Below are 25,368 nucleotides of genomic sequence, written 5' to 3'. Positions count from 1 at the left end.
GCGGCCTGGCTATCCCTCTCACCGAATGGAGCCCGCCGATGTGTGATCACCATGAGCGTCAGCCGATTTTTTGCCTGATTCCGCCGTACCTGCTCGACCAGATTGCCCGCCATGGCAGCAAGTCCCAACGTGATGCTGCGTTGCGCACCCGAGCCAAAGACAGCACCTTCCGCGCCTTGCGCATGGTGACGAAACCTTCCAGAGGGCCGGCGCAACTGGTCGCCACCGGGGCCTCGGGCAAGCGCCGATCGATCTACAGCGCCGACGGCAGCGACACCCTGCCGGGGCGGCTGATCAGGGGCGAAGGCCAACCGGTCAGCGGCGACCCGGCGGTGGATGAAGCTTATGGTGCATTGGGCGCGACTTTCGACTTCTTCGCCGAGGTGTTCGACCGCAACTCCATCGACGACGCCGGCATGGCCCTGGATGCGACCGTGCACTTTGGCCACGACTACAACAATGCCTTCTGGAATTCGGCGCAGATGGTTTTCGGTGATGGCGATCAATTGCTGTTCAACCGCTTTACCATTGCCCTTGATGTGATTGGCCATGAGCTGTCCCATGGGGTCACCGAGGATGAGGCGCGGTTGCTTTATTTCAATCAGCCCGGCGCCCTGAATGAATCCCTGTCGGATGTTTTTGGCTCGCTGATCAAGCAATACGCGCTAAAACAGAAGGCTGAAGACGCCGACTGGCTGATCGGCAAAGGCCTGTTCACGAAGAAAGTCAAAGGCACGGCGCTGCGTTCGATGAAAGCACCGGGCACCGCGTTCGACGACCCGGTACTGGGCAAGGACCCGCAGCCTGGACACATGGACGACTTTGTCCACACTTATGACGATAACGGCGGCGTGCATATCAATTCCGGCATTCCCAATCATGCGTTCTACCAGGTCGCCACGGCCATTGGCGGCTATGCCTGGGAGGCGGCCGGGCGTATCTGGTATGACGCCTTGCGCGACTCACGCCTGCGCACCAATGCCGGCTTCTCGCTGTTTGCCCGTATTACCCATGATGTAGCAGGGCGTTTGTATGGCACGGGCAAGCACGAGCACAAGGCGGTCAAGGCCGGGTGGGCGGCGGTTGGGATCAAGGTTTGAGTGACAGGAGGCATCATGCAAATTTCCATTTCCCAGAGCGGGGGCGTCGCATACTTCCCTGGGCTGAGTACTCCGCGCACGCTTGACGTAAACAACCTGTCTGACGCCGATCAGCAGGAGTTGCGCCAGTTGGTGGAAGCGTCGGGGTTTTTCCAACTGTCCGGCGACAGCCAGGCAGAGCAACAGGCACCGAATTGCCTGAGCTACACCTTGTCGATCAGCGAAAAGGGGCGCCAGCATACGGTTTGCTTTCAGGCGCCGGGGTCGGCCGGGCCGTTGGAGAGTCTGCTGCATTGTGTACGACGGCATGTCGATCAATAGGAGATCCCGGCCCGTCTTTGACGCCGTGCTGGCGCGATGCCGCGCAGCAAACATCTGACTGTAGGACCGGCTTTAGCCGGGAGGGCGCCATCAGCTTCAAAGACGCCCTCCCGGCTAAAGCCGGTCCTACAGAGATCGTATTTCAATTCGATCTGTACTGATTTTTTTGATAGGCGGGAGAACATTCATGTTCAGTCATATCCAATTGGGCGCCCGGGATCTGGCGTCCATGATTGCGTTCTACGAGGCCATCCTCACCCCGCTAGGCATGCAGCGCATGCCCGATGAAGCGGACGGTGGACCTGCCGGGGCCGGTTGGCAGCGTCCGGGTAAGCGCTGGCCGCAGTTTTTCGTGCAGAAACCTTTCAACGGCTTGCCCGCGACCTGGGGCAATGGCGTGCAGGTCAGCTTTGCCGCTGCCTCTCAGCAGCAGGTGTCAGCGGCCTGGGAAGCGGCAATGGCGTCGGGCGCTACGGATGAAGGCGCGCCGGGACTGCGGCCGCACTACTCACCGGATTATTTCGGCGCCTATTGCCGCGACCCCGAGGGCAACAAGCTGTGCTTTGTGCATGCGGATGGGGTGTTGGGGTGAAGGCGCGTATCAAACATGGCGCAAATATTTGCAATGAGATGAGATTTTGTGGGAGCCGGCTTGCTGGCGATGGCGGAGGGTCATTCACCGACGTCATTACGAGCGCTTCGCACTCGATCGCCACCAAGGCGGCTCCCACCTAACCTGCAGTCACACTCATCCCACCATCGGCCATCACCACCGCCCCGACCAGATAGGACGCCCGCTGCGAAGCCAGAAACGCCACCACCTCGGCGATTTCTTCCGGCTGCGCGGCGCGCTGGATCGGTGTGGTCTGGCCATGTTGGGCGAGGAATGCCGGGCCGTCGTCGACCACGTCATTGAGGATATTGGTCAGCACATCCCCTGAACCGACTGCGTTGACCCGGATGCCTTGGCCGATCACTTCCAGGGCGAGGGTGCGGGTCAGTTGCGCCAACGCGCCTTTGGAGGCTGCGTAAGCGGAGATGGTCGGGAAGCTCTGGAAGGCAGCATAGGAGGCAATATTGACGATGGCGCCGCTGCGATTGGGGATCATCGCCTTGACCGCTTCCCGAGCATGCAGAAACGCCGCCGTGACATTGACCTGTTGAATACGCTCCCAGTCGTCTCGCGTCATGTCGACCAGCAACTTATTGATGATGATCCCGGCATTGTTCACCAGGATATCCAGACGTCCGAAATGCTCGATCGCGGTCGCCACTGCGGCTTCGGCCGCGCCATCTGCGCTGATATCGGCGACTAGCGGTACCAGGCCTGGGCGAGCCAGATCATGGACTGTCGGGTTTCGATCTTCAGCCACAACATGGGCGCCACGTTCATGCAGCAGCAGGGCAACTGCTCGGCCTATGCCACTGGCTGCTCCGGTGACCAGGGCGACCTGGCCTGCAAATTCTCCACGAGTGTTGATTGTCATGATGTTCTCCGGCAATAAGGTTCAGCAGCAGGAACGCCACTGGACTAGGCCGTTACTCTCGCTGATCCGCCGTACTGCTTCTGACGTGCTCTTGCCGGACTATCGGGATTTTGCTTTTTAATCGTCTAACATGAGGCATTCCAAACCTGACAGCTGCACCATCATGGCTATTCGTAAACCCTTGAAATTGCGAATTCCGGCGCAGCAGATGCCCGACTATCTGCCTGCCGGGGATCATCAGGCCGGCGGCCTTTTCCGTGATGCCGACCTGCAACTTCAGCTATACACCCACCACAGCACCCACCGCCCCTTACTGGTTCCGGCCGTTGCCGAGCCGCTGCTGGTACTGGTGCTGGCTGGCAGCGCCAGGGTGCAGGAGCGCGAGATGGGCGGGGAGTGGCTGGAAAGTGCGGTCAGTGCCGATGATTTCTTTCTGACCATGTCTGCGCAACCTTATGAGATGCGCTGGCACGCCCACAGCGATGAAGGTTTTCATGTGGCGCATGTCTATCTGAGCCAGCGTCTGTTGGACCTGGCGGCGAGGGAGATGCTGACGGGACAGGCGGACACCTTGCACCTGCGTGATATTTCCGGAGCAAGGGACACCCAGGTGTCGCGCCTGATCAGGTTTCTGTATGACGAAATGACGGGGCCGGGACAGGCGAGCCCGCTGTATATCCACGGTATCGCCCAGGCTCTGGCGGTGCATCTGGTGCGCAATTATCGAAACCAACAGGCCAACTTACGTTCGGCCAATGCACTGCCTGCCTACAAGTTGCAGCGGGTGATCGAGCGGATGCAGGCGGGCATTGCCACTGGCTTCAGTCTTATGGCACTGGCACAGGAGGCCGATATGAGCGAATTTCATTTCAGCCGCATGTTTCGCAAGGCGACCGGTCAGGCGCCGTCGCAGTATTTCATTCAGCTACGCCTGGACGAGGCGCGTCGGCTGCTGCTGAACTCGGATATGAGCGTCATCGAGATTGCCCTTGAGGTGGGCTACAGCAGCCCAAGCCACTTTGCCCACTTGTTCAAGCGTCATTCGGGTGTAACGCCTGGGGAGTATCGGCGAGGCTAGGGCGTTATCCGCCCTGTACACGCAGAAAACATTCCCTGATCCAGATACTCGCCGCGTCACTCTGCACCCGTGGATGCCAGGCCATTGCCAGGCGAAACGAGGGCATGGCGAAGGGCAGGGCAAGCAGGTCCACCATGGCTGAGTAGCGCTGCAGCAATTGCCTGGGCAGGGTCGCTACGCCATCGGTTTGCGACAGGACCAAGGCCACCTGGTTGTAGCTAGGCACGGCGGCGACCACCTTTCTGCTGCTGCCCAGGGCTGCGAGGGCGGTATCGACGGGGGTGGTGAACTCCGCTCGTGATGACACGATGACGTGGTTGAGCGCGCAATACTCGGCGAGATCCGGTGCGCCGGTGCCGCGCGGGTGATCACGGCGTTGCGCCAGGACGAAATCGTCGCTGAGCAGAAAGCGCGCCTTGAGCGTATCCGGCACCTTGTCGATATCGCCGAGAAACAGATCGACCTCACCCCTTGCCATACGCTCCACCAGGCCGGTGTCATAAGGTGGCACGACGGCCATGCGCAGCTCGGGATTGCCGTAGCGCATCAGCTCGGCCATGACGTCCAGGGCCAGGATGGTGAATACGCTGTCGTTGGCCGCGACCACGAAGGTGCGCGCCGAGCTCGCCGGATCGAACTCATGGGGCTGTGCCACGGCCTGGCGCAGCTGCGACAGGGCATCAGCCAGGCCAGCGCGCAATGCCAGTGCCCGCTCGGTCGGGACCATGCCGCGGCCGGTTTCCGACGGCACCAGCAATGGGTCCTGAAACAATTCGCGCAGGCGTGACAGATGGCCTGAAAGGGTTGGCTGGCTGATATGCATGCGTTGCGCCGCGCGGGTCACATTCAGCTCGTCGAGCAAGGTATCCAGTGAGATCAGCAAATACAGATCGGACCTTTTCATATCCACAACTCCGATACCTCCTATCGAATCTAACGACTCACCCTCGCGTAGGGGCTGCTCTTAAGCTTCGTTCCACTTTCAGCAAAACAGCAAGGAACGACCATGCAACAGCCTGTCGACTTCTACTATCACCCTACGCCTAACCCTTCGAAAGTCGCGTTATTTCTGGAGGAAACCGGCATTGCCTATCGCTTGGTACCGGTAGATGTGCACAAGGGTGAGCAACACCTGGCTTCGTTCAAGGCCATCAACCCCAATGGCAAAGTCCCGGCCATTGTGGACGAAGGTATCGCCATTTTTGATAGCTCGGCGATTTTGCTGCATCTGGCCCACAAGACCGGGGATTTTCTTGGCGACCGATCGGCGGCGGGACAGGCGCAGTTGCTGTCCTGGTTGATGTTTATAGCTTCCGGCATCGGGCCATTTACCGGTCAGGCGGTGCATTTCACCCACTACGCGCCAGCGGGCCAGGCCTATGCGCTGCATCGCTACCGCTTCGAGGCAGAGCGGCACTGGGCAATCATCGATGAGCACCTGGCAACGCGTCCGTACATGCTCGGTGACGATTATTCCATCGTCGATATGGCCCTGTGGGGCTGGTGCCGTGGGCTGGCGTACCTCATGGGCGAGGACGCCTGGACGCGCTTCCCCAACGTCGCGCGGCTCTATCAGCAAATCAACGCCCGGCCTGCGGCCCTGCGCGTCGCCGAGCTGCCTGCACGGTTCGCCTTCAAGCAGGAAACCGACGAGCAGACCCGGGCGAGCCTGTTTGCCCATGGGCTGCCAGGCCAATAACCCCAGCCTGATTACTGCTGCACCGCGATAACGCTCAGCCCCAGGATGATCGGGGCTGAGTGAATTGATTTTTAGGAATCAACTAATATGTCAGTGGTATATTGACAGTATCCTATGACGCATGTGATGGTTAAGCCATAACAACAAGCGAGTGCAACATCATGTCCTCAGAGCATTCATTAATCCTCGATAACCGCCAGCGCATGACGTTGCATGCCGATGTGCTGGTTGCCGGCGGCGGTGCTGCAGGCTTGGCTGCGGCAGTGACTGCCGCCCGTCAGGGGTGTCGGGTCGTGTTGATCGAGAAATACGGTTTTTGTGGCGGCGGGGCGGTGGCGGGCCTGTCGGGAACCATCTGTGGCCTGTACGAGGCCAGCGACACCCTGTCTCGCCCGGTACAGGTTGTGCACGGATTTGTTGACGAGTTCATCCGGGCCATGGAATCGCGCAACGGTCTCACCGCGCCGGTCAAATACGGCAAGACCTTCACCCGTGTCCACGACCCGCTGGTCTGGCGCGATGTGGCCGATGCCATGCTGGTGGAAGCGGGGGTAACGGTTATCTATCACGCTTTGGTCACCGACGTGATTCGTGAAGGCGAGCAGACCCTGGGCGCCCAGGTCTACACCAAACAGGGCAAGTTATCGGTGCTGGCACCGGTCACCATCGATGCGTCCGGCGATGCCGATCTGGCAGCCATGGTCGGTGTGCCGACGTTCAGCGGCGACAATGGCCGGGTCCAGAATCCGACCATGATCTTCAAGCTTTCGGGCGTGGATGTCGGGCGTTTGCACAAAGCCTATGGCCTGGACACGATCATGCCTGCGGTCGTGACCGAGATGATCGCTGATGCCAATGTCCGGGGCTACAAGCTGCCACGTAGCAAGATCTGGCTGTTCGAGACGCCGCGCCCCGATGAGCTGCTATGCAACTGCACGCGGATCACCGGCAATGACGGCCGCGAGCTGAACCCGTTGCGCTATCAGGACTTCACCGAAGCCGAGATAAACGGCCGGACCCAGCTTCGCGAGTACGCCAGGTTCTTCAAGGACTACCTCGAAGGCTGCGGCGCCAGCTGGGTCAACGACTCCGCGCCGCAAGTCGGCGTGCGCGAGACTCGGCAAATCCAGGGCACTCACCTGTTGACCAACGCGGCCATTCTCGCCGGGGAAAAATCTGCCCAGGGCATCGCCCGTTCGCCCTGGCCCATCGAACTGCACTCAGGGGCCAAACCCCGGGTGGAGTGGCTGCTCAACGATTTCTATGAAGTGCCCTTTGGTTGCTTTGTCCCCAGTGAAGGCGAGGGGCTGCTGGCCGCCGGCCGCTGCCTGAGCGCCGAACACGAGGCGGTCGCCTCCGCTCGCGTGACCGCGCAGTGCTTTTCCTATGGCCATGCCATCGGCCATGCCGCCGCGCTGATGGCCAAGGAGGACGTGGCGGCCAGAACAATAAACGGCAGTGACATTCGCATGCTGCTCAATCGTGAAGAAGCAAGGCTGGACTGAGGTGGGAGAACAATAATGAGTGACAAGCCAGACAGAAAATATCGCAGCAACTTCGAGCCAGGCACAACCCGTTGGGCGGTACGCCGTTCTCAGTGGATTGCCATGGGCATCGCCGAAGAGGATTTTGAAAAGCCCAAGATCGCCGTGGTGAATTCCTCAAGCAAATTGTCCGTCTGCTATCAGCACCTGGACGATGTTTCCCGGGTGGTGCAGGACGCCATTCGCGCGGCAGGGGCATTGCCCTTCGAAATTCGTACTGTGGCGCCTTCGGACTTTGTCACCAGTGCCGGCAAACAAGGCCGTTACCTGATGCCGACCCGCGACCTGCTGGTCAATGACGTCGAGGTTCAGGTTGAAGGCGCCGAGTTGGACGGCATGATCCTGCTGGCGTCCTGCGACAAGACCACACCGGCGCAACTGATGGCGGCTGGTCGTCTGAACGTGCCGAGCCTGGTGCTGACGTGCGGCTTCCAGCTGGGTTCCCAGTGCGGCGGCAAAGACGTAGATATCGAAGAGGTCTACAAAGCCGTCGGCGCCCTTAAAGCCAACAAGATCGAACTGCACGACCTGACCGAAATGACCCGTCATGCGATCAAGGGGCCGGGTGTCTGTGCCGGGATGGCCACCGCCAACTCGATGCATTGTATGGCCGAGGCGCTGGGCATGAGCCTGCCCGGCAACGCACCGATCCGTGCAGGCAGCGACGAGATGTATGCACTGGCCAGCAGGGCGGGGCAGGCCATTGTCCGACTGGTGGAAGATGACCTGCGGCCGAGACAGATCATGACCGCCGGCGCCTTTCGCAATGCAGTGCGCACCGCTGTGTCCATCGGTGCCTCGGTCAACGTCGTGCGCCATCTCACGGCCATTGCCATCGAGACCGAGTGCGAAATCGATATCATCGCTGAATTCGAGGCCGCTGGCGGCTTGGGCCAGGTGACGCAGGTTCGTCCCAATGGGCCGGATCGCATCGAAGACTTCGCTGCTGCCGGTGGCTGCGCCGGGGCCATGAAACAGTTGCTTGAGGTGCTGGACGCTGATGTTCTCACTGTCACCGGCCAGACCCTGGCGCAGAACCTGGCGGCGTGTGCCACGCCGGACCCCCGACATATCGCCTCCTTGAGCTCGCCGATGCGCGCCGAGCCCGGCCTTATTGTCATTCGCGGCAATCTGGCTCCGGACGGCGCCGTGGTCAAGCTGTCGGCGGTGCCCGCCCACGTGCGTCAGTTCAGCGGGCGGGCAGTGGTCTTCGAAGACGAGCGTATCGCGATTGAAGGTCTGGAGGGTGGCGGTATCCGCAACGGTGACGTCGTGGTGCTGCGCATGCTCGGCCCCAAAGGCGGCCCGGGTACGGTATTCGCCGCCAGCTTCATGGCTGCGCTGGTTGGCGCCGGTTTTGGCAGCGACGTGGCGGTCATTACCGACGGTGAGCTATCAGGGCTCAATAGCGGCATTACCATCGGCCAGGTCATGCCGGAAGCGGCGGAGGGTGGCCCGCTGGCGGTGGTGGAGACCGGTGATATGATCAATATCGATCTGATAAAGCGCAGCATTGATATCGATATCACCCCGCACATCCTTGCTCAGCGACTTGGCGCACTGTTGCCACGGCCGCCGACAACCGAAAAGGGTTGGTTGGCTATGTACCAGCAACTCGTCCAGCCTTTATCCTGTGGCGCTGTGTTAGGCAAACGCTCGATCATTCAGGAAAAACAACGGCAATGACTTCTTTAGCGAAGAGAATTCCAGAAAAAATCAACCTGGTCCAAGAGGACAGTCAGGTCGATCTGGCATACGCCCAGATCGAGGAACTGATCGCCACCTTGCAGCTGCCGCCAGGCCAGATGGTTTCAGAGAACATGCTCTCTTCGCTGATAGGCCTGGGTCGCACGCCGGTTCGGGAAGCCTTGCAGCAACTGTCCCGCGAAGGCCTGGTGGTGATCATGCCCAAGCGCGGCATCGTGGTGTCGGAGATGGACGTGAAGAAGCAGCTACGGTTGCTGGAAGTACGCCGTGAAGTCGAGCGCTATCTGGTCGGCGCTGCAGCCAGAAGAGCCGAGGACGTTGAACGCGACGAGTTCAGCCAGTTGGCGCAGAGCATGCGGGTGGCCAGCCAGACCAGCGATGGTGAAGCCTTTCTCGAGCTTGATCGCAGGTTCAACAAACTGGTGATCAAGGCCGGTCGGAACGAGTACGCCTCATCGGTCATGAAACTGATGCAAGGTCTCTCGCGACGCTTCTGGTTCGCTTATTACAAGCGCTTTGCCAACTTGCCGGAAACCGCACTGCTGCATGCGATCATTGCGCAGCATATAGCCGAAGGCAAACCCGAAGACGCCATGCGTGACCTGGATATGCTGTTGGATAACGTCGAAGCCTTTACCCGGGCAACCATCGACTGATAACCCGTAACGCTTGAACACCGAGGGGGCCGATGCATGTCATTGTCATCCTTAATCTAATATGTCAGACGTATGTTAGAACAACTACAACAATAAATAGCGGAGAAACAGAAGATGAAAGCTCTACTCCCCTTGCGGTGGTGGATAGCAATCGTGCTGTTCATGGCCTACAGCATTCAGTATCTGGATCGCGTCAAGACAAGTGTGTTGTTACCGTCCATGGCCCACGATATCGGCCTGACCACGACCGATATCGGGACTGGTGCCTTCCTTATGCTGCTGTTCTACGGCCCATCCCAGTATGTATCGGGCATTCTCACCGACAAGTTCGGCGCCAAGCGCATCCTGGTCTTTTCGGTAATTGCATGGTCGATCATGACGGTGTGGATGGGCTTCATCCAGAGCCGCGAAGAGTACCTGTGGCGGATGGCGCTGTTCGGCATGATGGTGGGGACCGAATATGTGCCTTCCGCGAGAATTCTGATGCGCTGGTTCAACAAGCAGGGCCGGGCCCGCGCCCAGGCGTTGCTGTCCTGGGCGTGGATCCTCACTCCGGCCTGGGCCAGTGTGCTGGCGACCCAGATGGCGGCGCATGCCGAGAGCTGGCGCATGGTGTTTTTCGTTACAGGGGCGGCGGGGATCATTCCGCTGCTGATGATTGTGTTCTGGATCTTCGATCGACCAGAGCAACATCCCAAAGCCACTGAAGCCGATATGGAATACGCCTACCGCGACGAGATTGCCGACGGCACGATTATCGAAGGCTCATATGCCTCGTCCCAGGCGTCGATCCTGAAGAACTACAACGTCAGGTTCCGCGACTTCTTCAAGGAGCGTTCTTATGTGGCGGTGGTGTTTGTCGACGTGGTCATGCAGATCACCCTGTATGGTGCCCTGACCTGGATTCCGCTTTACCTGTCCGATGTGTTCGGCTTTTCGCTGGTCAAGATGGGCATCTGGAGTGCGGCGTATTTTCTCTCGGGGGCCGTGGGCAGTTTCATTTCTTCGTATCTGTCGGACAAGGTATTCAAGGGCAATCGCCGGGTCATGATCCTCGCCTGTTTTATCGGCCTGATTCCCTTCATCGTCCTGCTGGCCAGCCTGAAAACCGCTGATCAGGGCCTGCTGATGGTCGCGCTGTGCGGCATGGGTTTCTTCGGCAATATGGCCTGGGGGCCGTTTCTGGCGGTACCCGCAGAAATATTCACGCCGGAGGTGTATGGCAAGGCCATGGGCTTCGTCAACGGGGTGGGTTATACCTTCGCGGCATTCTCTGCCAAGATCTTTGCCGCCCTGGTGGTAATCGATGGTGCCGGGATCAAGGACTACTCCTATGGCTGGTACTTCATTGCCTTCTGCGTACTGCTGGGGATCATCGCAGCGAGCCAGATCCGGCCGAGGAAGGTCGTGGTCTGCAGTGAAGAAACCCGGGCGGCGAGTGCAACCGTCTCCTGAAAAGGATTATTGATTTTCTGTGATACCGGCTTTAGCCGGGAAGACAATATGGCCAGAGGTAAACATACCTCGACCCTACTTGCCCTTCCCGGCTAAAGCCTGCCCAACATCTTTCGAGAATGTGCTGATCAATAACGCCGCAAAAACTGCTGGATCCGCTCGCCGCTGTCAGCGGAAAAAAATGCCTCTGTCGTGGCATCCTTGGCGATCACTCCCCCTTCCATGAAGATGACCCGGTCGGCTGCCTCCTGGGCGAAGCGCAATTCGTGGGTCACCACCAGCATAGTCATGCCGGCATTGGCCAGGTTACGCATGACCAGCAGCACCTCGTCGCGCAGTTCGGGGTCCAGGGCTGAAGTCGGCTCATCGAAGAAGATCACTTCCGGGTCCATGGACAGGCCACGGGCGATGGCGACGCGCTGCTTCTGCCCCCCGGACAGTCGCGCAGGGTAGCTGTCTGCCTTGTCAGCCAGTCCGACCTGTTCCAGCAGGGCCATACCTTTGTTGATGGCTTCGGGTTTGGCGACCTTCTTGACGCTGATCAACCCTTCGATAACGTTCTGCAAGGCGGTCAGATGGGGGAACAGATTGAACGACTGGAAGACCATGGCCGTTCGTTGCCGCAGTTGCGTGATCTGTTGTCGGTCAGCGCGGCTCAGGCCCTTGCCGGCAACCACTTCGATACGGTGACCGCAAATTTCCAGGGTGCCGCTGTCGGGCTGTTCGAGGAAGTTGAGTGAGCGCAGCAGCGTAGTCTTGCCCGACCCCGAGGGGCCGAGGATGACCACCACTTCACCGGCTTGAACTTTCAGGTCGACATTCTTGAGTACCGTATTGGTGCCGAATGCCTTGGCCACGGCGGTGACTTTGATTTTGCTCTGGCTCATCGGTAGCGCCTCGTCATGCGGCCTTCAAGGTAAGTCTGGATCAGGGTCAGGACCTGATTGATCAGCCAGTAGACGAAGCCGATCATCAGGAACATTTCCATGTAGCGAAAAGTGGCTGCACCCACCTGTTCGGCAACCCGGGTCATCTCGACCACGGTGATGGTCGAAGCCAGGGAGGTGTCCTTGATCAGGGCGATCAGGCGGCTGCCCACCGGCGGCAAGGCGATACGCACGGCCTGGGGCAGAATGATCCGGCGCAGGCAGGTCCAGTAGCCCATGCCCATGGCCAGTGAGGCTTCCCATTGCCCGGGATCGACTGCATTGATGCCTGAGCGAAAGTTTTCGCTCAGGTAGGCCGCCGAAAACAGCGTCAGGGCAAGCAGCGCCGAAGGGATCGGCGACAGCGTTATGCCGTAGTGGGGCAGGCCGAAATAGATCAGCAGGATCTGCACCAGCAGGGGCGTACCGCGAAAGATCGAGACGTACATGAAGGCGATGGCCCGTAGCAGTCTCAAGGGCGAGTTACGCAGCAGCGCTACACCCATCCCCAATATACTGCCGAGCACGAATGCGCCAAGCCCCAGGCCTAGGGTGACCAGCACTGCGGTCTTGAGCAGTGGCCAGGTACGCAGGAACAATTCCAGCATGGGTCATTCCTCGGCGAGTGCTTTTTTGATATCAGCGGTCATCTGGTAGTCAGGGCCGATGAACTGTCGGGTGTACGCGTCCAGGGTGCCATCGGCGACCATCTCGGCAATGGCTTTGTTGACCGCCGCCTTGAGGCTGTCGCTGCCTTTGCGCATGGCCGCAGCCGAGAGCTGGTAAGTCAGCGGAGCACCCACGGCTTTCAATGGCAGGTTATTGGCGACCCGATATTTCTCGCCGCCGAACCACGACGAGATCACCACGTCGATACGCCCGTTGGCCAGGTCGTTGAACACCAGTCCGCCATTTTCATAGGTGCGAATATCGGATTGCGTCAGGTGCTTGCGTGACCAGGACTCGTTACTGGTGCCGGCGGTAACACCCACCGATTTACCGGCAAGGTCCTCGCGTTCGTGAATATCGGTGTTCTTGTCGAGCAAAAAGATCCGGAACTCCTCGACGCCGTAGGGCTCGGAGAAGTCCACTTGCAACGCTCGCTCCGGGGTGGGCGTCAGGTCGTTCATGACCAGGTCATACTTGTCGGTTTTCAGGCCTTCGACGAAGTTCTTGAAGCTGTCGGCGATGAAAATCACCTTGGGTACACCGATGCGTTTTGCGACCTCGTTGGCCACGGCAACGTCGTAGCCTGTCGGTGCGTTCTGCTCGTCGATGAAACTCCAGGGCGGGCTGGACTGGGTATTGGCGATGCGTATTTCGCCACGTTGCTTGAGGCTGGCCAGTGAGTCTTCGGCCTGTGCATGGCTGGTACCTGCGAGCACCAGGGCCAATAGCGAAAGCGCGTATCGAATGCCGGTGATTGTTTTCATAATCCATCCTTTAAATTCAGGGTCGCCGCCCGTTATGTGAACGGCGCAAGGTGGCAGCACTTCGAAGAGAGATTAGGCGACAAGATCTGCTGTCTTGCCTGCCAGACAGTCGTGATGAGGGCGCGGTTTAAAGGCGGGCCTGGCGGTAATGCTCAAGCGCTGCGGCAAGGTCGCTGATCAGCACGTCCGGGTCCTCCAGGCCGATGGATATCCGTACGATGGGTTGATCGGTGGGCGAAAAGGCCCGGGCCTGTTGCTGGCTGGCCGGGTAGTAGGCGATCAGGCTGTGGGTGCCACCCCAGCTGGCGCCAATAGGGAAATGCCCAAGGGCGTTGAAGAAGGCGCCGAGTGCCGACTCGTCAGCCGGTTGCAGGATCATCGAGAACAGGCAGCCGTTGCCTGCGAACTGCTCACGCCAGATGGCATGGCCAGGGTTGCTCGCCAGCGCCGGGAACAGCACTTCTTGGACCATGGGATGGTTTTCCAGCCAGGTGGCGATCGTCAGGGTATTGCGGCTCTGTTCAGCCATCCTCACCTTGAGCGTATCCAGGCCGCGCAGGACCAGAAAGCAGTCCTCGGGGCTGACGGCCTGGCCCATGATGCTCTGGGTCTCGCGCAGGCAGCCGTAATAATCCAGGTTGTTCATGCTGATGCTGCCCATCAGCACATCGGAGTGGCCGCTGAACACTTTGGTCACGGCTTCGACCGACAGATCAACTCCGTGCTCCAGAGGGCGGAAGTACAGCGGGCTGGCCCAGGTGTTGTCCATCATGGTCATCACCCCATGACGCCTGGCAATGGCCGCGATGCTCTGGATGTCCTGCATTTCCATGGTGACGGTGCCGGGGGCTTCCAGGCAGATCATTTTAGTATTGGGTTTGATCAGCCCCTCGATCCCGGCATCGATGGTCGGCGGATAAAACTCGACCTCGACGCCGAGGTTGGCCAGCCAGTTACGGGCGTAGGTTTTCAGGGCGCCGTAGCAGGAGTCGGAAATCAGCAAATGATCGCCAGCACGGACAAACCCCATGACCGCTGTTATCAGTGCCGAAGCACCGGACGGCGTGACGATGCAATGTTTGGCACCTTCCAGTTGGGCAATGCGTTGTTCAAGCCCGCGTGCGGTCGGGGTGCCGGTGATGCCGTAGCTGTAGCCGTCCGGCTGGCGGGACTTACGGCCGACGAAGTCTTCGAACGTATCGAAGACTACCGTCGAACCACGCCATACGGCGGGTGACAGGCTGGCGAACGGGTTATTGGCGTGGTCGGTAAAGCTCATGATGGGCGTGCCCTGCGGCCGTTGGAAGTGATTCGATTCTAAGGACACGGCGGACGGCGTAATAGGCGTAAACTTATTTACTCTATAAGCTGAAGTTATAAGGTATGGCCTGTGGGGATTCGGGAAATCGAGGTGTTTCGTGCGGTGATGACGGCGGGCACGACCAGTAAGGCGGCGATGTTACTGGGCATTTCGCAGCCCGCAGTCAGCCAGGCGATTCGCAAGCTGGAAGAGGGCGCCGGCCTGCAGCTGTTCGTCCGCGCCCGTGGACGACTGGTGCCCACTCAGGAAGCGGCCGCGCTGATGATCGATGTCGACCAGTTGTTCGTCGGCTTCGAAGCCATCGAGCATCGGCTCAAGAGCCTGCGACACCTGGGTATCGGGCGGCTGACTATCGCCGTGCATCCCGCGCTGGGTAATTCCTTCCTGCCACGGGTGCTGGCGGACTTCGAACTGGCGCAGCGGGACATGCAGGTTTCCCTGCGCGTACTGAGCTCCAGGGAAGTGCATCAGCAGGTCTCCTCGGGGCAATGTGACTTCGGCCTGATGGCAGACGAGATGCCGGTGGCCAGTCTTGAGCACTCGGCATTTCTGGACAGCATCGGTGTGGTGGTCATGCATGCTTCCCATCCACTGGCGCAGCGGCGAGTGATCACGCCCAAGGACCTGGCAGAAGTAGACTTCCTCGCGCTGAATCCCGAAGACAGTAGTCGGCACCGCCTGGAAGCGGCGATGCGTGAGGCGGGTGTAGAACTGAAGATTCGCGTCGAAACCGCTTACTCTCACACTTTGTGCGAACTGGCATTGCTGGGTGTCGGTGTAGGGTTCGTCAATCCTGTGGCGGTCTGCGATTTCATGGATCGGGGACTGGTCGTCAAGCCATTCAGCGTCGACGTACGCTTTGCCAGCCTGTTGGTGTTCCGCCCCGGCAAGCCATTGCCGGAGAACGCCAGGCAGTTTATCCGGGCGATGCGCATTCGCCTGGACAAGGACTTGAAAAGGCTGCATCAGAGTTTGAAGGTTTGATCTGCGCAAGGTTGATACCTCAAGTCAACAATGTTGACTTGAGGGTGTGGCGAGTCGGCCGACAACTGTCAATCAGTTCCCGCTGGTGAGCTGTACGCCTTTGGTTTCCTGCAAGGTGAAGACCATGACGGCGGCAATCGCATAGGAAACCGAAGCCAGGGAAATGGTCGCAGTGAAACCGACCAAGGGGATCAGGACCGGCACCAGCTTGATACCGGCAATGGCGCCCACGCGGCCAAAGTTGAAGCAGAAGCCCGAGGCGGTGGAGCGGATGCTGGTGGGGAACAACTCGGAATACCAGGCGCCGAAGCCGCTGAAATATCCGGTGAAGAAGCCCAGCAGCGCGGCCAGCGAGCCGAGGGTAATGACGTTTTGCGTGGTGAACAGCAGCTTGCCGTCAGTCAGGGGCATCAGGGTCGCGGAGTAGGCGAACACCGGCACCATGATCGCCATGCCGCCAAAGAAAATCGCGAACGACAGGCGCCGGCCGACGATTTCTGCCAGATAGCCGTAGGCCAGGTAACCGATGGTGGCGCCAATGCCGATCCAGATGACGAACACCGGAGCCTGATCGATGCGCACATTGAGAATGTTCTGCAGATAGGCCGGCATGAAGGTGGTGATGATCCAGTAGCCGTACATGCCCAGCACGGAAATGCTCAGGCCCAGCAGGGTCACTTTCAGGTACTGCGGGCTGAAGATCTCTAGCAGGCGGCCTTTATCGGTGTTGTTGCGCATGAACTCGCGGTTGGCCAGCCACACCGGCGACTCCTTGACGAACAGCCAGATGAACACCAGGGTGAAGTAGGCCGGGATCGAGGCATAGATGAACAGGGTGCGCCAGGATTCCGGGTTGCTGCTGTCGAGCAAGCTCCAGGCGAAAATCGCTGCCAGCAAGCCACCGCCCGACCATCCGGTCTGCATCACCGCGAAGGCCTTGGCGCGACCCTCGGCGGGCCAGATCTCCGAGACCAGTGCCGCTGCGGCAGACCACAACCCGCCTACCGCGATGCCGACGCAGAAACGGAACAGGTTGAGTTGCCACAGGCTGTCGGCAAAGCCACACAGCAAGGTGCCGGTGCCGTAGACGAACACTGACAACATCATGGTTCTCTTGCGGCCGATCTTGTCGGAGAGATTGCCGAGGAAGAAGCCGCCGATACCGGTCGCCAGGAGGAACCAGGCCACCGTGGAGACCACATCGCCCAGCCCGACGGAGAAGGTCTTGGCAATGGCCAGCAGAACAAAGCCAAACACTGTGGCATCCAGTGCATCGAACAACCACGCGGCCCAGGAGCCGCCCAAAGTGACATAGCGTTGGCCGACGCTCAATTGCGCGCTGGCGTCCAGGGACGTGATACCGGGCGCTTGCCCGGAAGTCAGGGTTTTCATGGCGGAACCTCGCGGGACTCGATTTATTATTGTTGGCGATCCATACGGCGGGCGTACGGATGATCAGTCTTCGCCGATAGTAGGAGTCGAGGGCGCGAGGTGTATATCAGGCATTGGCGAGCGTGCCATCGTCAGCGGCGATGGCAGGCGAGGCGATGCGCCGTAGGGATGGCGCTCGCGCATTGAAGGTCCCGTCCAAACTCCGGCCCTCAACCCTGGCGCCCGACAACGCTGCGCATGTACCGCGCCGGAGGCGAGCCCAGCGTTTTGCGAAACATGCCGATGAAGGAGCTGACCGACTCATAGCCAAGCGCTTCAGCCGTCCTCTGCACCGATACACCCTCCGCAAGGCTCTGTAAGGCGACGATGATCTGCCATTGTCGGCGCCAGGTGCCGAATGTCAGCCCGGTTTCCTGCTTGATCAGCCGCGCCAGGGAGCGCTCGCTCATGGCGCTACGCCGGGCCCAGCCGGCCATGGTCGAGCGGTCGGCGGGGTGTTCTGCCAGGGCCTTGGCGATGGCCCGTAAATGCAGGTTTTTTGGCAGCGGCAAATAGAGCTGTTCGCAAGGTGCCTGTTGCAGTTGTTCCAGCAGCACCCCGACCAGACGCGCGACGGGACTGTCGGCAGGATAGGCCTGGTCCTGTTCACTCAGGTAAGCGATCAGTTCCAGGATGAGCGGGCTTAGCACCAGGGTGCAGCATTGATCAGGCAAGGCCGCAATGCCGCGCTCAACCAACAGGAAACAGACCCTGGCGTTGGCCGTCACCCGATTGCTGTGTTCGATTTCGGCCGGAATCCACACGCCAAACTGCGGTGGAACCATCCACACGCCATCCGGGACCGTACAGACGATGCCGCCGCGATAGGCCACCACCAGTTGCCCCTTGCGGTGACGATGGACCGGCACTTCCGTGTCGTTCTGCCCCGGCTCAAGCATCAGGGCGACGGCAGCCTGGGGCAGGCTATCCAGGCTGGATTGCTCCAAGGGGTAACGATCGGGCGTGTTCATGGGATATGGCAGCTTGTCTGGATTTGATTATTTATTGGCAGCGTACTCAATATCGGCAACTCAGGCCATCCAGTAATCTTTTTCCTGATCAGCCGCAGCCCGTTCCGGTGCCCGGCAAGTAACTGATATGGGCGGCCTTGCATGCTTAGCGAAATTTCGATTTCCAACCTCTATTTCCCCCCTCTGTTCGTTTATCTGGGTATCGCGACCTTGCTCCATGCCGTGCTGGCGCGGCTGCTGCGCAGAGGTTTCGAACATGCCTGGCATCCGGGCCTGCTGCGTTTTGCGGTCTCGGTGATCATTCTCGCCGTGCTTGTCTTGAAATTCTGATCGAGAACGAACATGTCCATGACCCAATTGCTCAAAGGCGCATTCACGTTACTGGTCTGCGCCGTCGCAATCGTGTTTTGCTCCCAGCTATGGCGGGCGTACGTGCTCGCGCCCTGGACCCGGGACGGGCGGGTCAGTGCTCAGGTGATTCGTATTGCGCCGCAAGTGTCCGGGCAGGTCAGCGAGTTGCAGGTCATCGACAACCAGGTGGTGCACAAGGGAGACCTGCTTTACCGCATCGATAGCCAGGCCTATCTTTTGGCAAGGCAGCAGCGTGAAGCCGAGCTGGTTGAGGCGCGGGAGATTTATCAGCAGCGCAAGGATCAACTCGTTCGACGCAATCGCTTGGGCGACGCGATTGCCAGGGAGGAGGTCGACAATGCCGGCCGCGATCTGGCCGTCGCCAAGGCCAGGATGAACTCGGCCGAAGTCCGCTTCGACCAGGCCCGACTGGACCTGCAACGCACGGCGATATACGCGCCCGTTGACGGCTACGTGGCGCAGTTGCGCCTGCAATCGGGGGATTATGCGGTTGCAGGGGAGACCAATATTTTTATCGTCGATCGCCACAGCTTCTGGGTGACCGGCTATTTCGAAGAAACCAAACTGCCCGGCGTGCGGATCGGTGCTGACGCCTCCGTCAAATTGCTGGGCTACGACGCCGTTCTCCAGGGCCGCGTGGCCAGTATTGGCCGAGGCATCGCCGACGACAATGAGTCCCGTAGCTCGGGCGGCTTGCCTGCGGTGAGCCCGGTATTCAGCTGGATTCGTCTGGCGCAGCGGGTGCCGGTGCGCATCGAGCTGGAAGACATTCCTGACGGCGTCGAATTGGCGGCGGGCATGACCGCCAGCGTGGAAGTGGCCCAGCCGGGTGCGATCCGGCACTGGCGGCTGACCAACTGGTTGCAGGAGTACCTGTAATGCTCAGCTACCTGCGCCGGGCCGCCGCCGTGCTGCCATTGCCCTTGAATCAGGGCAGTCTCTTCTACATCTTGCGTAGCCTGTTGGCCGCGGCCCTGGCATTGGGCCTGGGTCTTTATCTGCAACTGGACTCGCCATTCACCGGCGCTTCCACCGTGCTGCTGTTGCTCCATCCGGTACAGGGTGCGGTAACCGGCAAAGGTGCCTACCGGGCCCTGGGCACGCTCATCGGCCTGTTCGCAGCGTTTGTACTCATGGGACTGTTTGCGCAGAAGATGCTCTTGCTTATCATTGGCATGGGCCTCTGGCTGGGCCTGTGTACCTGGGCAATGACGTTGCTGCGGCACTATATGGCAACGGCGGCGATCGTCGCCGGCTATACGGTGTGCCTTGCTCTGGGCCCTGCGCTGGTCGAGCCCGCTACCAGCTTTGAACATCTGATGACTCGAGGCACGGCAGTGATCCTGGGGGTGTTCAGCATCAGTCTGGCGGCCATTTTGTTCAGTCGCACAACAGTTGAGGGCAAATTGGAGGCGGCGCTGGCGGATGTGGCGCGACGGGCCATTGAGTCATTATCCGGCCGACTTGCTCAGACTGATGCAGGCGTTATCCGTCATGATTCGAGCCTGACGATGGATATCGGCAAAATCGACGACTTGCTGGGCTTGGGGCGAGGGGAGTCGCTGCGACTGGAGTCGAGAGTGGGTGCGATCAGGGCCGGCTTGGCCCATGTGCAGTCTGCGAGTATCGACGTCTGTCTGGCCCGCGATGGCGATGGCTTAAGGCATGTGGATCCTGCCTGGACGGCCGATCTGCAGGCCACGCTTGAGCGGATAGGCCGGCAGCTTGAGGTTGAGCCCTCTGGCTTTTCGCTGGCCGCGCAAGATCTGGGGAATTGTCTGTCCAGGCTCGAGCAGCGGGTCAATGGGATTTGCCCCGGACTCAACAGCAAACGCCTGATCGAGCGAGTGAAGGATATCTATCTGGCCCTGACCAGCTTTGCTGCCCTTGAACAGGGTGCTCCCGTCGCCCTTCGTAAAATTGCTTTTCATCGAAATTATCCTGATGCCTTACACAATGGCCTGCGCGCGTTCATCGCCTATGCCGGGGCTGGCGTGGTCTGGTATTTGAGCGGATGGAACCAGGGGCCCACGGTGTTTGCTGTGCTGGGTCCCTGTTGCACGCTGTTCGCCGCATCGGCTTATGCGCAGAGCAACACCGTGAGCTTCATAAAAGGCACGCTTTATGCGATCCCGGCCGCCGCTGCCTGCAAGTTTTTGCTGTTCCCGCTGATCAACGGATTTGCGCTGCTGGTGTTGAGCCTGGGGGTTTTCTGGTACTTCGGTATCCACGCCACCACCAAGCCTCAGCGTGCCTTGCAGGGCGTGGCCTATCTGATTGTGTTCAATACCCTGGTAAGCACGGGCCTGACCGCCAGTTACGACTTTGTCGAATTCGCCAATGAGTCGCTGGCCACCGTCATTGCCTTGTGTATGAGTCTGTTGGCGTTTCAGTTGCTGCCTCGACCCAGGGCCGCTGGCATGCCCGCCTTGGGCGAGGTGATTCATCAGCAGGTTTTACGGCTGCTGCGTGATGGTCAGCGGCTTGATCATGAGCGCTGGCAGGCGCGACAACAGCATCGCATCGTGCTGCTGCAATCCTTGACGGACAGCGCGCAGGCTGAGCGGATCACGGGCCTGGCCTGCCTGTCGATCCAGTTGAGCCGAGAGCTGGTCAGGGTCCGCCAGACCCTGGCCGATGCCGCGCCAGGATCCAGCGAATTCGTCCATGGCAGCCGAGGCCTGCAACGTATCGCTGCGAGCCGCAATCACCTGGGTATCGGTGCGGCCCAGGCGCGCCGGACTGCAAACGCTCTCAGGCGCTCGGGTGCAGGCTATCTGGCAGACGTGTATGCCGATGTGGCCTGGCTGCTGGGCTGCTATGACGCGGCCTTCAGATCGCTGTCCTGAGTTAGCTGTGCATGGTTGTGAGACCAGCTTCGGCCGGGACGTCGTTCGCGAAAGCGATAAAAAATGCGGCGTTCATGCCTGTGCCTTCCTGGCTGACGCCGATCCCACACGTCAATGTCCGAAACCGTCCTGAGACGGTCCTGCCCGGGTCTATTGGTATCTGCGGCTCATCCTTAAAATGGCCGCCATCACCCACTGCATAACAGCTATGAAGGACCCGCCATGAGCCGCAAAGCCCTGATCGTTATTGATGTTCAACATTCGTTCCGTCACTCTACCTATTGGTCCGAAAATGACCTGCCGGCGTACTTGGAAAAGCAACAGGCACTGATCGATGGTTGTGTTCAGCAAGGCATCCCGGTGGTACAAGTCTTTCACATCGAAGATCAGGGGCATTTCTCCTTGGCGTCGGGCAATATCCGCGCCCTGGACGAGTTGTCGATCACCCCTGACTTTGTCATTCACAAGCATTACCACAGCGCACTGGCCGGTACCCGACTGGCGGCCTGGTTGACGGAGAAACATATCGATACCCTGATCATCAGCGGCATCCGCACCGAGCAGTGCTGCGAGACCACCACGCGGCATGCCTCTGACAGTGGGTTCAATGTCGACTACGTCAGCGAAGCGACCTTGACCTTCCCCATGACCCACGCCCGCAGTGGCCGCACCTACAGCCCGGCGGAAATTCGTGAGCGTACGGAACTGGTGCTGGAAGGCCGCTTTGCCCGCATCGTCACGGTCGCCCAGGCGTTGGAGGGCTGATAGCGATGGCGATTCCCGTGCTGTTCGTGCTGCTGCCGAATGCGCTGATGCTCGACCTTGCCGGGCCGGCGGAAGTGCTGCGCCTGGCTTCCCAGATCGATGACGAAGGCGCCGTGCAATTTGACTTGCAGTACGTCAGCCCGGTGGCCGCCTTGCAGACTTCCATCAGTCTGCCGCTGACAGGGTTGGCGCCGCTGCCGCAGACCCTGCTGCCCGGCACTTTGGTGGTGTTGGTCGGTTCTACGTCGAAGGTGACAGCAGCGCGCCAGGGGGAATTCGAGACGGCCAGCGCCACGTTGACTGAATGGTTGCAGCAGGTTTTTGCGCCATCGCAGGAGCGGCTGCTGTGTATCTGTGCCGGGGCATTGAGTGCGGCGCGGGCCGGATTGCTGGACGGTCGTCAGTGCACGACTCACCATTCCCTGTGCGCAGCATTGCAGGCGATCGCGCCCAAGGCCCGGGTATTGGAAAACCGCCTGTATGTCACGGATGAGCGGATCAGTTGCAGCGCCGGTGTCACTGCGGGTATCGACCTGACGCTGCACCTGGTCGCCGAACTGGCCGGGCCGCGACTGGCCTGCGCCGTGGCTCGGGAAATGGTGGTGTACATGCGTCGCGGTGGCGCGGATCCGCAGTTGTCACCCTGGGTTTCGGGGCGCAATCACTTGCATCCGGCCCTGCATCGGGTGCAGGACGCCGTTGCTGCTGCGCCTTGTGATGACTGGAGCGTTACCCGTATGGCCAGCCTGGCCTGCACCAGTAGTCGGCATCTTGCGCGGCTGTTTCATGAGCATGCTGGTATCAGCCCGCTGGATTACCTGCACCGGCTGCGGGTCACTGTGGCCCGTGAGTTACTGGTGCAGTCGAGCCTGGATATGGAAGCCATTGCCGAGCGTTCAGGTTTCGGTTCGGCGCGGCATCTGCGGCGTATCTGGGGTAAATACGAAGCAGCGCCGCCCTCTGAGAGTCGCCAGTTGTAGCCTTACTTGTGCAGGTAAGGCTTCAGAAACGGGGTCAGCGCGACCATGGTCAGGCTCACTCCGGCCATCAGCCACAGCGATGGCTGGAAGCTTCCGGTAGCGTCGCGCAGATACCCCATCAGCAGTGGTCCCGCTGCGGCAATCACATAAGCGAACAGCAAGACCATGGCGTTCCAGGCGTTGGCCTCGGCGGATGAGCGGGTGTTATCCAGCGGCAGAGTCATGCCCAGGGTAAAGGCGCCGCCGGTGCCGAAAGCAATCACCGGAACCATCACGAAAGGCATGGCCTGGGGCGCGATGGCCGTGGCCAGGATGCCGACAAAGGCGATCGCCGAACTCACTGCCAAGGCTATGCGGCGATCTTCGTTGCGGCTCAGCAGACCGAATACCGGGTTGGCGAGCATGAAGGCCAGGGTAAAGCTCGCCAGGATCAGCCCGGCCGAGGTGGGCGTGCGGCCGAAGTCCACATACATCGGCGCGATCCAGGAAATGTAGGCGTAGAAAATCACGTTGTTGCAGGCGAAAAACAGCGCGATCAGCCACGCCGTAGGGTTGCGCAGGGGCATGGGATGGGCCGCGCCGGAGGTCTTGCTCTGTTCAGCGCTGCGGCCCCGGCGTTCGATATACAGCCAGGCAATGAACGCGATCACCACCGGCAGCGCCCAGAAGCCGGCACTGATGCGCCAACTGGCAGTCTCGAGAGTCAGTGGTCCGGTGAGCGCAGCCGCGACGGTACTGCCCAGTGCCAGGGCGGTGGCGTATACGCCCATCAACAGCGCGGCCTGCTTGGGGTAGCTGGCTTTGACAAACCCGGCGATCAGCGCACCGGCCACGGCGATACCGGCGCCGACCCCGGCGGTACTCAGAAACAGCAGGCCGATGGAACCGGCGAACGAACGCAAGGCGGTTGCGATGCAGAGCACGGCCAGGGCGACCAGAATGACGCGATCACGACCATAGCGGCGGGCCAGCCATGGCGTGGGCAAGGCGAGCAACCCCATGAGCAGGGTCGGAATGGCAGTCAGCAGCGAAGCCTGGGTATGGGACAGGGCAAACGCCTGCTGCATGCCAGGCAATAGTGGGCCGATGGATACGATCGCCGGACGCAGGGTCAGGGCCACCAGCACGATGCACAGGATGGCCAGGGCGATCGACAGGGCCTGGGGCTTCTCGACGAAATCTGCCTGGTTGCTCGGCGTGGAAAAGTGGATACGCTGGGTGATTTCCAGGCCCGGAGCACGGTGCGGCTCGGCAGGCAGGGCGGTGCAAATGCTTTGCATGTCTTGATGCTCCAGTGAGAAATGAAAGGACTTGAATCGGTAGGGGCAAAGTGGGGTGGCGAACTTGTGGGAGCACAACTGGTGTGGGAGGCAACTTGTGGGAGCGAATTCATTCGCGAAGAGGTCAGTACATCCACTGCATCTGCATCGCTTGGACTACCGCTTTCGCGAATGAATTCGCTCCCACAACGCTCTCCCGCAAATTCGCAACTGCCTCGGGGCTCCTGAGCCAGTTCCTTAGAACTCTTGCCGCGTCGGCCGAATAACGATTTCGTTGATATCCACGTCATCAGGCTGTTCGATGGCGAAGGCGATTGCCCGGGCGACTGAGGCGGCAGGGATGGCTTGTTTGTAGAAATCCAGCACGTTGTCTTTGGCGGTGCCGGACGTGCTGTGCTTGAGGTCGCTGTCCACCGCGCCGGGCTCGATGGAGGTCACGCGGATCTTGTCACCGACTTCCTGGCGCAAGCCTTCGGAAATGGCGCTGACGGCGAATTTGGTCCCTGAATAAACCGTGCCGCCCGGTGCAAAGACTTTGATCCCGGCTACCGAACTCAGGTTGATGATGTGGCCGCTTTCCTGGGCGATGAAGCGTGGCAGCGCCGCCGCAATGCCATAGAGCGTGCCTTTGAGGTTGACGTCGATCATGGCGTCCCACTCGTCGGTGTTGACCTCCGACATCGGCCGGATCGGCATCAGACCGGCGTTGTTGATCAATACATCGAGCTTGCCGAAGTCAGCCACCACGGCGGCAACCACTTCTTGCACCTGATGCTTGTTGGTGACATCCAGGGTGTAGCCCTTTGCCGCACCGCCTTGAGCAGTGATTTCGGCGACGACCTCGTCGAGCTTGTCTTGGCGACGCGCTGCCACTGCGACTTTGGCGCCTCGACTGGCCAGCAAGCGGGCGACTTCAGCACCAATGCCGGTGCTACCGCCGGTGATCAGCACAACCTTTCCTGCAATACCTTTGCTCATGACACTACCTTCTTGCGTAATTTCGAATGGG

The 25,368-nt window shown here is 60.1% G+C and carries 25 protein-coding genes; 15 read left to right on the top strand and 10 right to left on the bottom strand.

Annotation, left to right across the window (positions count from 1 at the left end; all coding sequences use genetic code 11):
• Nucleotides 1–38 precede the first annotated feature (38 nt).
• The 3 genes from M2401_RS29910 (at nt 39) to M2401_RS29900 (ending at nt 2,013) form a co-directional block, all read left to right on the top strand.
• Nucleotides 39–1,100, top strand: a complete 1,062-nt coding sequence (locus M2401_RS29910) for a M4 family metallopeptidase (protein ID WP_259109447.1) — start codon at nt 39–41, stop codon at nt 1,098–1,100.
• A gap of 15 nt (nt 1,101–1,115) precedes the next feature.
• On the top strand, nt 1,116–1,421 hold the full coding sequence (locus M2401_RS29905) for a protealysin inhibitor emfourin (RefSeq protein WP_259109445.1): 306 nt from the start codon (nt 1,116–1,118) through the stop codon (nt 1,419–1,421).
• A 187-nt stretch (nt 1,422–1,608) separates the two neighbouring features.
• On the top strand, nt 1,609–2,013 hold the full coding sequence (locus M2401_RS29900; RefSeq protein ID WP_259109442.1) for a VOC family protein: 405 nt from the start codon (nt 1,609–1,611) through the stop codon (nt 2,011–2,013).
• A gap of 139 nt (nt 2,014–2,152) precedes the next feature.
• Here M2401_RS29900 and M2401_RS29895 read toward each other — a convergent pair whose 3' ends face one another.
• The gene (locus tag M2401_RS29895) at nt 2,153–2,908 is read right to left on the bottom strand and encodes an SDR family NAD(P)-dependent oxidoreductase (protein ID WP_259109441.1); all 756 of its coding nucleotides are present in this window, start codon (nt 2,906–2,908) and stop codon (nt 2,153–2,155) included.
• Nucleotides 2,909–3,071: 163 nt separating this feature from the next.
• On the opposite strand from M2401_RS29895, the gene M2401_RS29890 reads away from it, so the two are divergent.
• Nucleotides 3,072–3,986, top strand: a complete 915-nt coding sequence (locus M2401_RS29890) for a helix-turn-helix domain-containing protein (RefSeq protein ID WP_259109439.1) — start codon at nt 3,072–3,074, stop codon at nt 3,984–3,986.
• A 4-nt stretch (nt 3,987–3,990) separates the two neighbouring features.
• Here the strand turns inward: M2401_RS29890 and M2401_RS29885 are convergent, their stop codons facing one another.
• Complete coding sequence (locus M2401_RS29885) at nt 3,991–4,890, bottom strand: LysR family transcriptional regulator (RefSeq protein ID WP_259109437.1); 900 nt, start codon at nt 4,888–4,890, stop codon at nt 3,991–3,993.
• A 102-nt stretch (nt 4,891–4,992) separates the two neighbouring features.
• Here M2401_RS29885 and M2401_RS29880 point away from each other — a divergent pair, with 102 nt between their 5' ends.
• The 5 genes from M2401_RS29880 to M2401_RS29860 all read left to right on the top strand — a co-directional run bounded on the left by M2401_RS29880 (nt 4,993) and on the right by M2401_RS29860 (nt 11,047).
• Nucleotides 4,993–5,685, top strand: coding sequence for a glutathione S-transferase family protein (locus tag M2401_RS29880; RefSeq protein ID WP_259109434.1), 693 nt, complete (start codon nt 4,993–4,995; stop codon nt 5,683–5,685).
• Nucleotides 5,686–5,846: 161 nt separating this feature from the next.
• Nucleotides 5,847–7,190: an FAD-dependent oxidoreductase gene (locus M2401_RS29875; protein WP_259109432.1), complete on the top strand. Its 1,344-nt coding sequence runs from the start codon at nt 5,847–5,849 to the stop codon at nt 7,188–7,190.
• Nucleotides 7,191–7,205: 15 nt separating this feature from the next.
• The gene (locus M2401_RS29870) at nt 7,206–8,915 is read left to right on the top strand and encodes a dihydroxy-acid dehydratase (protein ID WP_259109430.1); all 1,710 of its coding nucleotides are present in this window, start codon (nt 7,206–7,208) and stop codon (nt 8,913–8,915) included.
• Nucleotides 8,912–9,592, top strand: a complete 681-nt coding sequence (locus M2401_RS29865; RefSeq protein WP_259109428.1) for a GntR family transcriptional regulator — start codon at nt 8,912–8,914, stop codon at nt 9,590–9,592. Before M2401_RS29870 ends, M2401_RS29865 begins: the two co-directional genes overlap by 4 nt.
• 114 nt (nt 9,593–9,706) lie before the next feature.
• Nucleotides 9,707–11,047 carry an MFS transporter gene (locus tag M2401_RS29860; RefSeq protein ID WP_259109426.1) on the top strand — a complete coding sequence of 447 codons (1,341 nt, stop codon included), beginning with the start codon at nt 9,707–9,709 and terminating at the stop codon, nt 11,045–11,047.
• 128 nt (nt 11,048–11,175) lie between these two features.
• Here M2401_RS29860 and M2401_RS29855 read toward each other — a convergent pair whose 3' ends face one another.
• The 4 genes from M2401_RS29855 to metC all read right to left on the bottom strand — a co-directional run bounded on the left by M2401_RS29855 (nt 11,176) and on the right by metC (nt 14,685).
• Nucleotides 11,176–11,934, bottom strand: a complete 759-nt coding sequence (locus M2401_RS29855) for an amino acid ABC transporter ATP-binding protein (protein WP_259109424.1) — start codon at nt 11,932–11,934, stop codon at nt 11,176–11,178.
• Nucleotides 11,931–12,581, bottom strand: coding sequence for an amino acid ABC transporter permease (locus M2401_RS29850; RefSeq protein ID WP_259109422.1), 651 nt, complete (start codon nt 12,579–12,581; stop codon nt 11,931–11,933). The genes M2401_RS29855 and M2401_RS29850 overlap by 4 nt, the downstream gene beginning before the upstream one ends.
• Before the next feature lie 3 nt (nt 12,582–12,584).
• Nucleotides 12,585–13,406: a transporter substrate-binding domain-containing protein gene (locus M2401_RS29845; RefSeq protein WP_259109420.1), complete on the bottom strand. Its 822-nt coding sequence runs from the start codon at nt 13,404–13,406 to the stop codon at nt 12,585–12,587.
• Nucleotides 13,407–13,533: 127 nt separating this feature from the next.
• On the bottom strand, nt 13,534–14,685 hold the full coding sequence (gene metC / locus M2401_RS29840) for a cystathionine beta-lyase (RefSeq protein WP_259109418.1): 1,152 nt from the start codon (nt 14,683–14,685) through the stop codon (nt 13,534–13,536).
• A gap of 111 nt (nt 14,686–14,796) precedes the next feature.
• Here metC and M2401_RS29835 point away from each other — a divergent pair, with 111 nt between their 5' ends.
• Nucleotides 14,797–15,711 (top strand): LysR substrate-binding domain-containing protein, encoded by a 915-nt coding sequence (locus tag M2401_RS29835; protein WP_259109416.1) that lies wholly within the window; start codon nt 14,797–14,799, stop codon nt 15,709–15,711.
• A 72-nt stretch (nt 15,712–15,783) separates the two neighbouring features.
• On the opposite strand, the gene M2401_RS29830 is transcribed toward M2401_RS29835, so the two are convergent.
• Nucleotides 15,784–17,103 carry an MFS transporter gene (locus M2401_RS29830; protein WP_259109414.1) on the bottom strand — a complete coding sequence of 440 codons (1,320 nt, stop codon included), beginning with the start codon at nt 17,101–17,103 and terminating at the stop codon, nt 15,784–15,786.
• A gap of 209 nt (nt 17,104–17,312) precedes the next feature.
• The gene (locus tag M2401_RS29825) at nt 17,313–18,113 is read right to left on the bottom strand and encodes a helix-turn-helix domain-containing protein (protein ID WP_259109412.1); all 801 of its coding nucleotides are present in this window, start codon (nt 18,111–18,113) and stop codon (nt 17,313–17,315) included.
• A gap of 141 nt (nt 18,114–18,254) precedes the next feature.
• Here M2401_RS29825 and M2401_RS29820 point away from each other — a divergent pair, with 141 nt between their 5' ends.
• The 5 genes from M2401_RS29820 (at nt 18,255) to M2401_RS29800 (ending at nt 23,079) form a co-directional block, all read left to right on the top strand.
• Entirely contained in the window at nt 18,255–18,443 is a 189-nt protein-coding gene (locus tag M2401_RS29820; RefSeq protein WP_259109410.1) for a DUF1656 domain-containing protein, read from the top strand.
• Nucleotides 18,444–18,455: 12 nt separating this feature from the next.
• Nucleotides 18,456–19,364 (top strand): HlyD family secretion protein, encoded by a 909-nt coding sequence (locus M2401_RS29815; RefSeq protein ID WP_259109408.1) that lies wholly within the window; start codon nt 18,456–18,458, stop codon nt 19,362–19,364.
• Nucleotides 19,364–21,334 (top strand): FUSC family protein, encoded by a 1,971-nt coding sequence (locus M2401_RS29810; protein ID WP_259109406.1) that lies wholly within the window; start codon nt 19,364–19,366, stop codon nt 21,332–21,334. Before M2401_RS29815 ends, M2401_RS29810 begins: the two co-directional genes overlap by 1 nt.
• A gap of 222 nt (nt 21,335–21,556) precedes the next feature.
• The gene (locus M2401_RS29805) at nt 21,557–22,099 is read left to right on the top strand and encodes a cysteine hydrolase family protein (protein ID WP_259109404.1); all 543 of its coding nucleotides are present in this window, start codon (nt 21,557–21,559) and stop codon (nt 22,097–22,099) included.
• A 5-nt stretch (nt 22,100–22,104) separates the two neighbouring features.
• The gene (locus M2401_RS29800; RefSeq protein ID WP_259109403.1) at nt 22,105–23,079 is read left to right on the top strand and encodes a GlxA family transcriptional regulator; all 975 of its coding nucleotides are present in this window, start codon (nt 22,105–22,107) and stop codon (nt 23,077–23,079) included.
• A 2-nt stretch (nt 23,080–23,081) separates the two neighbouring features.
• On the opposite strand, the gene M2401_RS29795 is transcribed toward M2401_RS29800, so the two are convergent.
• A complete protein-coding gene (locus M2401_RS29795) occupies nt 23,082–24,359 on the bottom strand; it encodes a CynX/NimT family MFS transporter (protein WP_259109401.1) in 1,278 nt (425 codons plus the stop codon).
• A 237-nt stretch (nt 24,360–24,596) separates the two neighbouring features.
• Nucleotides 24,597–25,337 carry an SDR family oxidoreductase gene (locus M2401_RS29790; RefSeq protein ID WP_259109399.1) on the bottom strand — a complete coding sequence of 247 codons (741 nt, stop codon included), beginning with the start codon at nt 25,335–25,337 and terminating at the stop codon, nt 24,597–24,599.
• Between the last annotated feature and the right edge of the window lie 31 nt (nt 25,338–25,368).

The sequence above is a fragment of the Pseudomonas sp. JUb42 genome, from assembly GCF_024807945.1.
GTDB lineage: Bacteria > Pseudomonadota > Gammaproteobacteria > Pseudomonadales > Pseudomonadaceae > Aquipseudomonas.
This window is presented reverse-complemented; position numbering and strand designations above follow the sequence as displayed.

Bases quoted from the DNA above. Each gene is read 5' to 3' on its own strand.
- M2401_RS29910 (WP_259109447.1), top strand. From the start codon at position 39: ATGTGTGATCACCATGAGCGTCAGCCGATTTTTTGCCTGATTCCGCCG.
- M2401_RS29905 (WP_259109445.1), top strand. From the start codon at position 1,116: ATGCAAATTTCCATTTCCCAGAGCGGGGGCGTCGCATACTTCCCTGGG.
- M2401_RS29900 (WP_259109442.1), top strand. From the start codon at position 1,609: ATGTTCAGTCATATCCAATTGGGCGCCCGGGATCTGGCGTCCATGATT.
- M2401_RS29895 (WP_259109441.1), bottom strand. From the start codon at position 2,908: ATGACAATCAACACTCGTGGAGAATTTGCAGGCCAGGTCGCCCTGGTC.
- M2401_RS29890 (WP_259109439.1), top strand. From the start codon at position 3,072: ATGGCTATTCGTAAACCCTTGAAATTGCGAATTCCGGCGCAGCAGATG.
- M2401_RS29885 (WP_259109437.1), bottom strand. From the start codon at position 4,890: ATGAAAAGGTCCGATCTGTATTTGCTGATCTCACTGGATACCTTGCTC.
- M2401_RS29880 (WP_259109434.1), top strand. From the start codon at position 4,993: ATGCAACAGCCTGTCGACTTCTACTATCACCCTACGCCTAACCCTTCG.
- M2401_RS29875 (WP_259109432.1), top strand. From the start codon at position 5,847: ATGTCCTCAGAGCATTCATTAATCCTCGATAACCGCCAGCGCATGACG.
- M2401_RS29870 (WP_259109430.1), top strand. From the start codon at position 7,206: ATGAGTGACAAGCCAGACAGAAAATATCGCAGCAACTTCGAGCCAGGC.
- M2401_RS29865 (WP_259109428.1), top strand. From the start codon at position 8,912: ATGACTTCTTTAGCGAAGAGAATTCCAGAAAAAATCAACCTGGTCCAA.
- M2401_RS29860 (WP_259109426.1), top strand. From the start codon at position 9,707: ATGAAAGCTCTACTCCCCTTGCGGTGGTGGATAGCAATCGTGCTGTTC.
- M2401_RS29855 (WP_259109424.1), bottom strand. From the start codon at position 11,934: ATGAGCCAGAGCAAAATCAAAGTCACCGCCGTGGCCAAGGCATTCGGC.
- M2401_RS29850 (WP_259109422.1), bottom strand. From the start codon at position 12,581: ATGCTGGAATTGTTCCTGCGTACCTGGCCACTGCTCAAGACCGCAGTG.
- M2401_RS29845 (WP_259109420.1), bottom strand. From the start codon at position 13,406: ATGAAAACAATCACCGGCATTCGATACGCGCTTTCGCTATTGGCCCTG.
- metC (WP_259109418.1), bottom strand. From the start codon at position 14,685: ATGAGCTTTACCGACCACGCCAATAACCCGTTCGCCAGCCTGTCACCC.
- M2401_RS29830 (WP_259109414.1), bottom strand. From the start codon at position 17,103: ATGAAAACCCTGACTTCCGGGCAAGCGCCCGGTATCACGTCCCTGGAC.
- M2401_RS29825 (WP_259109412.1), bottom strand. From the start codon at position 18,113: ATGAACACGCCCGATCGTTACCCCTTGGAGCAATCCAGCCTGGATAGC.
- M2401_RS29820 (WP_259109410.1), top strand. From the start codon at position 18,255: ATGCTTAGCGAAATTTCGATTTCCAACCTCTATTTCCCCCCTCTGTTC.
- M2401_RS29815 (WP_259109408.1), top strand. From the start codon at position 18,456: ATGTCCATGACCCAATTGCTCAAAGGCGCATTCACGTTACTGGTCTGC.
- M2401_RS29810 (WP_259109406.1), top strand. From the start codon at position 19,364: ATGCTCAGCTACCTGCGCCGGGCCGCCGCCGTGCTGCCATTGCCCTTG.
- M2401_RS29805 (WP_259109404.1), top strand. From the start codon at position 21,557: ATGAGCCGCAAAGCCCTGATCGTTATTGATGTTCAACATTCGTTCCGT.
- M2401_RS29800 (WP_259109403.1), top strand. From the start codon at position 22,105: ATGGCGATTCCCGTGCTGTTCGTGCTGCTGCCGAATGCGCTGATGCTC.
- M2401_RS29795 (WP_259109401.1), bottom strand. From the start codon at position 24,359: ATGCAAAGCATTTGCACCGCCCTGCCTGCCGAGCCGCACCGTGCTCCG.
- M2401_RS29790 (WP_259109399.1), bottom strand. From the start codon at position 25,337: ATGAGCAAAGGTATTGCAGGAAAGGTTGTGCTGATCACCGGCGGTAGC.